Source organism: Ralstonia soli (assembly GCF_023955655.1).
GTDB classification, from domain to species: Bacteria; Pseudomonadota; Gammaproteobacteria; order Burkholderiales; family Burkholderiaceae; genus Ralstonia; species Ralstonia soli.
On the sequence record NZ_JAMXHT010000007.1, the window covers coordinates 480,560 to 490,551 of the forward strand.

Below are 9,992 nucleotides of genomic sequence, written 5' to 3' on the forward strand. Positions count from 1 at the left end.
ATGACCGACCGCATCGATCCGGCCCTGCTGGCCGGCAACCGCCGCCCGCTGGCGGGCTATCAGGCCAAGCATTTCCTGTGGAGCGTGGCAGGCGGCGTTGCCACCATCACGCTCAACCGGCCCGAGCGCAAGAACCCGCTTACCTTCGATTCGTACGCCGAACTGCGCGATCTGTTCCACCAGCTCAAGTGGGCAGATGACGTGAAAGCCATTGTGCTGGCTGGCGCGGGCGACAACTTCTGTTCCGGCGGTGACGTACACGAGATCATCGGCCCGCTGGTGCAACTGAAGGCGCCCGAGCTGCTGATGTTCACGCGCATGACCGGCGAGCTGGTGAAGACGATGCGCGCGTGTCCGCAGCCGATCATCGCCGCCATTGATGGCGTGTGTGCTGGTGCAGGGGCCATCTTGGCGATGGCATCGGACCTGCGCCTGGGCACCGCGCGCAGCAAGACGGCATTCCTCTTCAACCGTGTCGGCCTTGCGGGCTGCGACATGGGTGCGTGTGCCATCCTGCCGCGCATCATCGGCCAGGGCCGCGCGAGCGAGTTGCTCTACACGGGCCGCTCGATGAGCGGCGAAGAGGGCGAGCGCTGGGGCTTCTTCAACCGCCTGTGCGACCCCGCCGAGGTGCTTACACAAGCGCAAGCGCTGGCTGCTGATCTGGCCGCCGGCCCGACCTTCGCCAACGGCATCACCAAGACCATGCTGCATCAGGAATGGACGATGACGATCGAGCAGGCGATCGAGGCTGAGGCACAGGCACAGGCCATCTGCATGCTGACCGAAGACTTCTCGCGTGCGTACCACGCGTTTGTCGCCAAGCAAAAACCCGTCTTCGAGGGGAACTGAGATGAGCGACAAGGACTACCTGCAGTGGCCGTTCTTTGACGACAAGCACCGCCAGCTCGAAGCTGAGCTGGATGCCTGGGCCACCAAGCACATCCCGCACGATCACGGCCCCGATGTGGATGCCGAATGCCGCGCGCTGGTGAAATCGCTGGGGCAGGCCGGCTGGCTGCGCCACGCGGTGGGCGGCACGGCACACGGCGGCGCGGGCGAAACCATCGACACACGCGCCATCTGCCTGATCCGCGAAACGCTGGCGCGCCATTCCGGCCTGGCCGACTTTGCGTTTGCGATGCAGGGGCTGGGCTCGGGCGCCATCTCGCTGCATGGCACGCCGGAGCAGCGCGAGCGCTATCTGACGAAGGTAGCGCGCGGGGAGGCAATCTCTGCGTTTGCGCTGTCCGAACCGGACGCCGGCTCCGACGTGGCCGCCATGGCCTGCGCCGCGCGTGAAGACGGCACCGACTACGTGCTCGACGGCGAGAAGACGTGGATCTCCAACGGCGGCATTGCGGATTTCTACGTCGTGTTTGCCCGCACGGGCGAGGCACCGGGTTCGCGCGGCATCAGCGCGTTCATCGTTGAGGCGGGCACGCCGGGCTTTGAGATTGCCGAGCGCATCGACGTGATTGCGCCGCACCCGCTCGCGCGCCTGCGCTTTACCAATTGCCGCATCCCGGCCAGCCAGCGCGTGGGCGCGGCGGGCGAAGGCTTCAAGGTGGCGATGCGCACGCTCGATGTGTTCCGCACGTCGGTGGCTGCGGCTGCGCTGGGCTTTGCGCGCCGTGCATTGGACGAGGCACTGACGCGCGCTACCACCCGCAAGATGTTCAACGGCGTGCTGGCCGACTTCCAACTCACGCAGGCCAAGCTCGCGCAGATGGCCACCGCCATCGACAGCGCCGCGCTGCTGACCTACCGCGCCGCGTGGCAGCGTGACCAGGGCCGCAACGTGACGCGCGAAGCCGCCATGGCCAAGATGACCGCCACCGAAAACGCGCAGCAGGTGATCGACGCCGCCGTGCAGATGTGGGGCGGCCTGGGCGTGGTGAGCGAACAGCCGGTCGAACGCCTGTACCGCGAGATCCGCGCGCTGCGCATCTACGAAGGTGCGACCGAAGTGCAGCAGCTCATCATCGCGCGCGAGTTGCTGCGGGCGGTTGCCCCTGCCAAGCACTGACCGAACCCGTACCGCCAAGAGACGGAGAGCCCGCCATGCCCAGCGCCCATATCGACACCTTCGCTCGCGATCGCTTGCCGCCGCCCGAGTTGCAGCCGGTCTACCGCTTCGATCTGCCGGCATTGCAGTTTCCGGCGCAGCTCAATTGCGCGACGGAACTGCTCGACCGCCGCGTGGCGGCAGGTGAGGGTGGTCGCCTCTGCATCCAGGCCCCCGGCATCCGCTGGACGTATGCGGACTTGCAGGAACACGCCAACCGCATCGCCAACGTGCTGGTGAACGAGATGGGCGTGGTGCCAGGTAACCGCGTGCTGCTGCGCTCGCCCAACAGCCCGATGCTGGCGGCGTGCTGGTTTGCGGTGATGAAGGTGGGTGCGATTGCCGTCGCCACGATGCCGTTGCTGCGCGCCAAGGAGCTTGGGCAGATCATCGCCAAGGGCGAAATCGGCTTTGCGCTGTGCGATGCGCGCCTGGTCGACGAGCTGAACGATGCTGTTGCACAGGCTGCCAGCCCTGTGCAGGTGCAGAACTTCCACGATGACACGCCGGAAGGGTTGGAAGCGGCCATGGCGCGCCAGCCGGCCGCCTTCACCAACGTTGACACCGCTGCGGACGACACCTGCCTGCTCGCTTTCACCTCCGGCACGACTGGCGTGCCGAAGGCGACGATGCATTTTCACCGCGACATCATGGCCATCTGCGCATGCTGGCCGCCGCATGTGCTGAAAGCCCGAGCGGACGACATCTTCATCGGCAGCCCGCCGATGGCGTTTACGTTTGGGCTGGGCGGCCTGCTCCTGTTTCCGATGAGCGTGGGGGCGTCGACGGTGCTGCTGGAGAAGGCATCACCGAACGACCTGGTGGAGGGCATTCGCAACTTTGGCGCGACGGTGCTGTTCACCGCGCCCACTACGTACCGCAACATCGCCGCGCGTGGGGACGAACTGCGCGCGACGCCGCTGCGCCGCTGTGTGTCCGCCGGCGAAGCGCTGCCCGTGGCCACGCGCACGCTCTGGAAGAACGCCACCGGCATCGAACTGATCGACGGGATTGGCGCGACTGAGATGCTGCACATCTTCATCTCCGCCGCTGATGACGACGTGCGCCCCGGCGCCACCGGCAAGGCTGTGCCGGGCTATGTCGCGCGTGTGGTGGACGACGAGGGCAACCCCGTACCGCCGGGTACGGTCGGGCGCCTTGCTGTCCAGGGCCCCACCGGCTGCCGCTACCTGGCTGACGACCGCCAGCGTGCCTATGTGCGCGACGGCTGGAACCTCACGGGCGACGCCTACGTGATGGACGAGGAAGGCTACTTCCACTACCACTCGCGCACCGACGACATGATCATCTCGTCGGGCTACAACATTGCCGCGCCCGAGGTGGAAGACGCGCTCATGCAGCATCCGGCGGTGGCCGAGTGCGGTGTGATCGGCGTGCCCGATGATGAGCGCGGCCAGATCGTCAAGGCTTTCGTGGTGCTGCATCCGGGCCACACGGCAGGGCCGGAGATGGTGAAGACGCTGCAGGATTTCGTGAAGCAGACGGTGGCGCCGTACAAGTACCCGCGCGCCATCGAGTTCCGCCCGAGCCTGCCGCGCAGTGAAGTCGGCAAACTCTTGCGCTATCGCCTGCGTGACACCGCTAAATCATGAGCTACCACTTCGAGCGCGCCGCGCGCATCCGCTTCGGGCATTGCGACCCGGCCGGCATCGTCTACTTTCCGCAGTACCTCGTACTGTTCAACGGGCTGGTCGAAGACTGGTTTACCGATGGCCTGGGCATTTCGTATGCGCAGATGCTGGGACCGCGCCGCATCGGCTTGCCCATCGTCAAGCTGAGCTGCGAGTTCAGCGCCATCAGCCGCATGGGCGATGACGTGCAGTTCAAGCTCAAGCTCGAACGGCTCGGCAATGCATCCATGACGCTGGGCCTGGATTGCTGGGCCGGCGACGAACAGCGCGTGCGCTCGCAGCAGGTGCTGGTGTTTACCGATCTCAATACGCATCGCGCCGTGGCGATGCCGCCCGACGTGCGGCAGGCCATCGAGGCGTGCGTTCAACTACAGAACTAGAAGGAACTGAATCATGCAAGCTCTCCTCCCTCCCGGCTGGCCGCGTCCGAAGGGTTATGCCAATGGTGTGTCCGCACGCGGACGCATGATCTTCGTGGCCGGCATGATCGGCTGGGACGCGCAAGGCGTGTTCCACACCGATGACTTTGCGGGCCAGGTGCGCCAGGCGCTGCAGAACATTGTCGAAGTGCTGGCCGAAGGCGATGCCAAGCCCGAGCACATCGTGCGCATGACCTGGTACGTGACCGACAAGCAGGCGTACCTGGCGGCCTATAAGGAGATCGGCCAGGCCTTCCGCGAGCTGATCGGCAGCTTCAGCATCGCCATGACGGCAGTGGAGGTGTCGGCGCTCGTGGAAGACCGGGCGAAGGTGGAGATCGAGGTGACGGCCGTGGTGCCGGACTGAAGAACGGCGTTTCGCTGCTACACAGCGATCTCGCCAAGCCAATCAGGCAGTACCGCGTGTCCTGCACTTGGGGCGTGCCAGACCTGGCGCGCGGCAGCGATCACGCTGTCGACCAACGGCACAGAAACATGGTCTTGCAGGCGCTGCGCCAGCCCGCCCAGGCCAGCGCCGCCGAGCACGATTGCATCAACCCTCGTATGCCGCAGCACAGAGGCGCAGGCGTCCAGCACAATGCGTTCGGCCGCATTCGGTGCGGCGTGCAGCGCTGCGCCGTCGAGTTCGACGGTATGGATGTCGCGGACCGCGTCGCCATGCGTGAGCGTTGGCAGCAAGCGCTTGAGAATGGGCCCCCACGCGTGTCCGCCTGTGATCACCGCGCACGTGCCGTGCGTCGCGGCTTCCATCAATGCCGCCTCAGCCAGACCTGTGACGCGGCATGGCGCGATTTCGCGCAACGCAAATAGCCCTGGGTCGCCAAAGCAGCCGATGATTACGGCATCGGGCGCGGGCTGCTGCCGCAGCGCGATTGTCCAGGCGTCGAGTGCGGCGTGGGCCGCCACCGCATGGCCAGCCTCACTGGCGATATAGGCGGCGCCGAAACGTGCCGTCATGGACTCCACCACCACGTTGCTCGGCAACACGGATTCCATCTGCCGTGTGACGTCGTGCGTGAGCGCAACGGTGGTGTTCGGGTTGATCAACAGCAGCCGGCGAGGCCGGGATACGGGTTCAGCGGTGGACGATTGGGTGGTGACGACCATCGTGCTGCCTCACCCGTTCACACGGCCCACACGACCAGACTGACGTTTGCGCAGCCGCGCAATGGCCAGCAGCGTCAGCCCCATCACCAGGAACGACACCACGGTGGTGAGCGTGCCCAGCGCGTAGATGGCCGGCGTGGTGACGGTGGTGGTCAGCCCCTGCAGTTCGAGCGGCAGCGTGTTGACGTCGCCGATGGCCTGCGAGGTCCGGGCGATTTCATCCCAACTGAGCGTAAAGCCGAACATGCCCACGCCGATGAGCGACGGCGCGATCAGCGGCAGCACGACGTGGAGGAAGGTCTGCCAGGGCGTGGCACCGAGATCGCGCGCCGCTTCTTCATAGGCCGGGTTGAAGCGGTTGAACACCGCAAACATGATCAGCAGCCCGAACGGCAGCGTCCACGTGAGGTGCGCGCCGAGCGCGGAAGTCCACAACCCCAGCGAAGAGCCGAAACTGTCCGCCTGTTCGCCCATGCCCCACGCACCGAGCAGCGCCTTGATGCCGGTATCGATCAGCCGGAATTGCAGGCCGATACCGAGCGACACCACAATCGACGGCATGATCAGGCTGGCCACCGTCACGTAGAACAACGCCCCGCCGCCGCGCAGCCGCTTGCGAAAGGCCAGTGCTGCGAGCAGCGACAGCACCATCGTCAGCGCCATCACCATCGCACCCAGCGCGAGCGAGCGCCGGAATGCCGCACCAATGTCCACCGTGCCGAGCCCTTCGGCAAGCTGGCGATACCAGTGCAGCGAGAAGCCGTTCATCGGAAACGTCAGCCCGCCTTCCGGTCCCTGGAAACTGAGCGTGAAGATCGTCAGCATCGGCCCATAGAGGAACAGCACGAATAGACCGAATAGGCACGCCAGCGGCCAGAAGCCGGGGGCGCGCGGTTCACGAAAGCGCTTGGCCATCTCAAAGCTCCTTGCGGATATCGACCACGCGGGTCAGGCCCCAGATGATCATCAGCACCGTCAGCAGCAGCACCATGGCGTTGGCGGCCGCCAGCGGAAATTGCAAGTACGACGTCTGCACCTGGATCATCTTGCCGACGGAGGCAATCTGCTGCCCGCCCATCACCCCCACGGTGACGAAGTCCCCCATGACGATGGTGAAGATGAAGATCGAGCCGATCAGGATGCCGCTGCGCGACAGCGGCACGATCACGTTCCACAGCGTCTGCCACGTGCTGGCACCAGCATCGCGCGCGGCTTCGATGAGCGAGCGATCAATGCGCATCATCGAGTTGAAGATCGGCACGATCATGAACATGGTGTACAGGTGCACATAGGCCAGCAGCACCGAGAAGTTGGAGTACAGCAGCCACTCCAGCGGCTGGCTGGTCAGGTGCATGGCCTGCAAGGTCTGGTTGACGAGGCCGTTGCGGCCCAGCAGCGGAATCCACGAAATCATGCGAATCACGTTGGACGTCCAGAACGGCACCGTGCAGATCACGAACAGCAGTGTCTGCACGGCGGTGGAACGCACGTGGAAGGCCAGAAAATACGCCAGCGCAAAACCCAGCACCAGCGTGAGCAGCCACGTGCCGAGCGCAAAGCGCAGCGTCGACAGGTACGTCGACACGGTCACGCACAAATCACCGTATTCGTTGAGACGGCTGCAGCCTTCCCACAGCTTGCCGTAACTGCGCAGGGTGAAGGTCGGCAGCAGCGCGTACTCGTTGAAATCCCAGAAGCTGACCATGGCGACCAGCCCCAGCGGGATGAGAAAGAACACGACGAACACCGCCGCAAACGGCAGCGCCTGAAGGCCGGGGCCGACTGAACGCGAGGTGCCGGCGGAGGTCGGGTCGGATGGAGCGGTGGTCGTCATGATCAGGTGGTGTGGAGTGACGAGGTCGGGTCAGGCGGCAACGAATTCGTTCCACTTGCGGACCATGTACTCGTTCTCGTCCATGACCGCGTTCCAGCAGGCGATGCCGCCCATGCGCTGCTCGTAGCTGCCGCCGTCGCGCACGCTGCCGGCCTTGGCGAGCAGGTCGCCGTGGGGGCTCTTGATGTCTTTTGCGGCGGGTTTGCCTTCCATCCAGTAGGCCCATTCGTACGCTTCCATCTTGGCGCGGGCAGTGTCGAGCACGGCGCTGTAATAGCCCTGGCGGTTCAGGTACGCACCGGCCCAGCCGTCGAGGAACCAGTTGATGAATTCGTATGCGGCGTCGAGCTTCTTGCCCGACACCGTCTTCGGAATGCCGAAGCCCGCGGCCCATGCGCGATAGCCTTCCTTGAGCGGCTGGAACACGCAGTCGATGCCCTTGCCGCGCACGGCCGTCACCGCCGGGCTCCACATCGACTGGATCACCACCTCGCCCGAGGCCATCAGGTTCACGCTTTCGTTGAAGTCCTTCCACAGCGCGCGGAACTGGCCGGCCTTCTTGGCTTCGATCAGCGTCTTGATGGTCAGGTCGATTTCGGGCTTGGTCATGTTGCCCTTGTCGGCGTACTTGTGGAGGCCCATCGCCTCCACCACCATCGCCGCATCCATGATGCCGATCGAGGGAATGTTCAGGATCGACGCCTTACCCTTGAACTGCGGGTTGAGCAGTTCGGCCCACGAGCTGATCGGGCGCTTGATCAGGTCAGGGCGGATGCCCAGCGTGTCGGCGTTGTAGACGGTCGGGATCAGCGTCATGAACTGCGTGGGCGATGCCGAGAACGTGGTGGCATTCGCAGCGGGCAGATACATCACCTTCTTCGGCGCGGTGCCCTGGTCGCCGACCTTCTTGCCGGCCACTTCGCCCTTGGTGAAGAGCGAGGTGATCTTGTCGGCGTTCTTGATGCGGCGTGCGTCGATGCCCAGCAGGTTGCCGGTCGGCACGATCTTCTTGAGCGAGAAGTACTCGGTGTCGATCAGGTCGAAGCTGTTGGGTGCGGTGACGGCGCGCTTGGTGACTTCATCGGTGGTCACGGCCACGTATTGCAGGCGGATGCCGGTGTCGGCCTCGAATTTCTCGGCGATGGCCTTGTCCTGGTTGACCGCGGTACCGAGGTAGCGCAGCGTTGGTTTTTCCTGCGCGAGGACGACGGGCGCCACGCCGGTGGCCAGAATGGCGGCCATGCCCTTGAGTGCGGTGCGGCGGCCAGCCTTGAAGTCGATGGAATCGTCAGACATGAAGCAACCCCTGTGGTGTGAAGGTGAAGGCATCGCCTGAGGCCGTCAGGCTGCGGATGGAAATTTGAAAAGCAGGCTCAAGCGGGCAGGGCCGGCAACCGGTGGGCCTGCGCGGCATCCCACGAGGCCCAGATCGGCTGATGCAGCGACAGGTGCGCGATGGTGGTGTCGGCTTCGGGCAGGCTCACCGTCAGGCGTTGCGAGGGCGAGGTCTGCACGCCAACGAGCACATGCGTGCCCTGGTATTCGATGTCGCAGATGCGCCCCGCCACGCGTGGGCGGTCGCCGGCGGCGGCGGCATCGCCGTGCAGAGCCATGCGGTCGATGCGCACGGCCACCGGGCCGTGGGCGTCTTCCAGCAGGTTGTGTCCGCCGATGAAGGTGGCCACGAACGCAGTGGCCGGCTGGTTGTAGACCTCGCGCGGGCTGCCCGCTTGTTCGATGCGGCCGTGGTTCATGACCACCATCTGGTCGGCCAGCGCCATCGCTTCTTCCTGCGAGTGCGTGACGTGGATGAAGGTCAGGCCCAGCTCCTGCTGCCAGCGCCGCAGTTCGGCGCGCATCTGCGTGCGCAGGAACGGGTCAAGCGCGGAGAGCGGCTCGTCGAGCAGCAGCACGCGCGGCTCCATGATGAGTGCGCGCGCCAGCGCCACGCGCTGTTGCTGGCCGCCGGACAATTCGCCTGGCCGGCGCTGTGCCAGGTGGCCCATCGCCACGCGCTCCAGCAACGCCTTGGCGCGCTGGCGGCGCTCGTTGGCGCTCACGCCGCGCATCTTCAGGCTGAAAGCCACGTTGTCGAGCGCGCTCAAATGCGGGAACAGCGCGTAGCTCTGGAACATCATGGCCGTGCCGCGCGCTGCGGCGGGCAGGTTGGTGATGTTGCGATTGCCGAGAAGGATGTCGCCTTCGGTCACGGTTTCGTGGCCGGCAATCATGCGCAGCGTCGACGATTTGCCGCAGCCCGATGGCCCGAGCAGGCAACAGTAGCTGCCGGCCGGCACGCGCAGGTTGATGGCGTCGACCGCCACCCCGTCGTCGGAGTAACGCTTGGTCAGCGCGACGAGTTCCAGAGAGATAGCCGAGTCGGTGGGTAAGCGCGTCATGTCGGGGCGGTGCAAGAGGTATGCCTGCTTGTGCGCGCTGCATGTGTTGCGAAGCGAGCGCTTGGCATGGGTCGATCTGGTGCGTGAGGTCGCATGGGTGGGCAGCCGTGCCACATACCTGGGCAGATGGCGCGGCTGGCTCCGTACGGCTTAGAAGGCGTGGCGCACGCCCAGCGTGACCGAGGTCTGCGTCATGCCGGGCACGCCGCCGCCAATGGCGCCTGACGAGGTATTGACCAGTGCCTCCGTGGCGCCCGACGAGTTCTTCAGATGCGCCACGTTGGCCAGCAGCGTGGTGCGCTTGGACAGGCTGTATTGCGCCAGCAGGCGATAGACCATCGTGCTGTTTGACAGTGTGGAGTTGTGCCGGTACAGCACATCGCCCGAGAGGGTGAAGGCCTGAGTGAAGGCGTAGTCCACGCCGCCTTCGACGACCGTGGCCTTGCGCGCCGACATGCTCGGGATCGACTGGAACGTGCCCGCGCCGCCCAC

General features: G+C 65.4%; 11 protein-coding genes. 5 read left to right on the top strand and 6 right to left on the bottom strand.

Annotated features, from left to right (window positions below; genetic code table 11):
- From NG900_RS20765 to NG900_RS20785, 5 genes are read left to right on the top strand one after another with little or no spacing between them, the layout of a single operon-like run.
- A complete protein-coding gene (locus NG900_RS20765) occupies positions 1–852 on the top strand; it encodes an enoyl-CoA hydratase family protein (protein WP_252683246.1) in 852 nt (283 codons plus the stop codon).
- A 1-nt stretch (position 853) separates the two neighbouring features.
- Complete coding sequence (locus tag NG900_RS20770) at positions 854–2,029, top strand: acyl-CoA dehydrogenase family protein (RefSeq protein WP_252683247.1); 1,176 nt, start codon at positions 854–856, stop codon at positions 2,027–2,029.
- Positions 2,030–2,064: 35 nt separating this feature from the next.
- Positions 2,065–3,681, top strand: coding sequence for an AMP-binding protein (locus NG900_RS20775; RefSeq protein WP_252683248.1), 1,617 nt, complete (start codon positions 2,065–2,067; stop codon positions 3,679–3,681).
- Complete coding sequence (locus NG900_RS20780; protein WP_252683249.1) at positions 3,678–4,100, top strand: acyl-CoA thioesterase; 423 nt, start codon at positions 3,678–3,680, stop codon at positions 4,098–4,100. Before NG900_RS20775 ends, NG900_RS20780 begins: the two co-directional genes overlap by 4 nt.
- A 13-nt stretch (positions 4,101–4,113) precedes the next feature.
- Complete coding sequence (locus tag NG900_RS20785; RefSeq protein WP_252683250.1) at positions 4,114–4,506, top strand: RidA family protein; 393 nt, start codon at positions 4,114–4,116, stop codon at positions 4,504–4,506.
- Positions 4,507–4,523: 17 nt separating this feature from the next.
- Here the strand turns inward: NG900_RS20785 and NG900_RS20790 are convergent, their stop codons facing one another.
- From NG900_RS20790 to NG900_RS20815, 6 genes are all read right to left on the bottom strand, one after another.
- Positions 4,524–5,267, bottom strand: coding sequence for an aspartate/glutamate racemase family protein (locus tag NG900_RS20790; RefSeq protein WP_252683251.1), 744 nt, complete (start codon positions 5,265–5,267; stop codon positions 4,524–4,526).
- A gap of 9 nt (positions 5,268–5,276) precedes the next feature.
- Positions 5,277–6,182 carry an ABC transporter permease gene (locus NG900_RS20795; RefSeq protein WP_252683252.1) on the bottom strand — a complete coding sequence of 302 codons (906 nt, stop codon included), beginning with the start codon at positions 6,180–6,182 and terminating at the stop codon, positions 5,277–5,279.
- Between the two features lies 1 nt (position 6,183).
- Positions 6,184–7,104 (bottom strand): ABC transporter permease, encoded by a 921-nt coding sequence (locus NG900_RS20800; protein ID WP_252683280.1) that lies wholly within the window; start codon positions 7,102–7,104, stop codon positions 6,184–6,186.
- A gap of 27 nt (positions 7,105–7,131) precedes the next feature.
- The gene (locus tag NG900_RS20805; protein ID WP_252683253.1) at positions 7,132–8,397 is read right to left on the bottom strand and encodes an ABC transporter substrate-binding protein; all 1,266 of its coding nucleotides are present in this window, start codon (positions 8,395–8,397) and stop codon (positions 7,132–7,134) included.
- A gap of 77 nt (positions 8,398–8,474) precedes the next feature.
- Positions 8,475–9,500 carry an ABC transporter ATP-binding protein gene (locus NG900_RS20810; protein WP_252683254.1) on the bottom strand — a complete coding sequence of 342 codons (1,026 nt, stop codon included), beginning with the start codon at positions 9,498–9,500 and terminating at the stop codon, positions 8,475–8,477.
- 150 nt (positions 9,501–9,650) lie between these two features.
- Positions 9,651–9,992: porin (locus tag NG900_RS20815; RefSeq protein ID WP_338001377.1), on the bottom strand; the 342-nt coding region annotated here is incomplete at its 5' end.

Coding starts and splice junctions, on each gene's coding strand:
- NG900_RS20765 (WP_252683246.1), top strand. CDS start 1: ATGACCGACCGCATCGATCCGGCCCTGCTGGCCGGCAACCGCCGCCCG.
- NG900_RS20770 (WP_252683247.1), top strand. CDS start 854: ATGAGCGACAAGGACTACCTGCAGTGGCCGTTCTTTGACGACAAGCAC.
- NG900_RS20775 (WP_252683248.1), top strand. CDS start 2,065: ATGCCCAGCGCCCATATCGACACCTTCGCTCGCGATCGCTTGCCGCCG.
- NG900_RS20780 (WP_252683249.1), top strand. CDS start 3,678: ATGAGCTACCACTTCGAGCGCGCCGCGCGCATCCGCTTCGGGCATTGC.
- NG900_RS20785 (WP_252683250.1), top strand. CDS start 4,114: ATGCAAGCTCTCCTCCCTCCCGGCTGGCCGCGTCCGAAGGGTTATGCC.
- NG900_RS20790 (WP_252683251.1), bottom strand. CDS start 5,267: ATGGTCGTCACCACCCAATCGTCCACCGCTGAACCCGTATCCCGGCCT.
- NG900_RS20795 (WP_252683252.1), bottom strand. CDS start 6,182: ATGGCCAAGCGCTTTCGTGAACCGCGCGCCCCCGGCTTCTGGCCGCTG.
- NG900_RS20805 (WP_252683253.1), bottom strand. CDS start 8,397: ATGTCTGACGATTCCATCGACTTCAAGGCTGGCCGCCGCACCGCACTC.
- NG900_RS20810 (WP_252683254.1), bottom strand. CDS start 9,500: ATGACGCGCTTACCCACCGACTCGGCTATCTCTCTGGAACTCGTCGCG.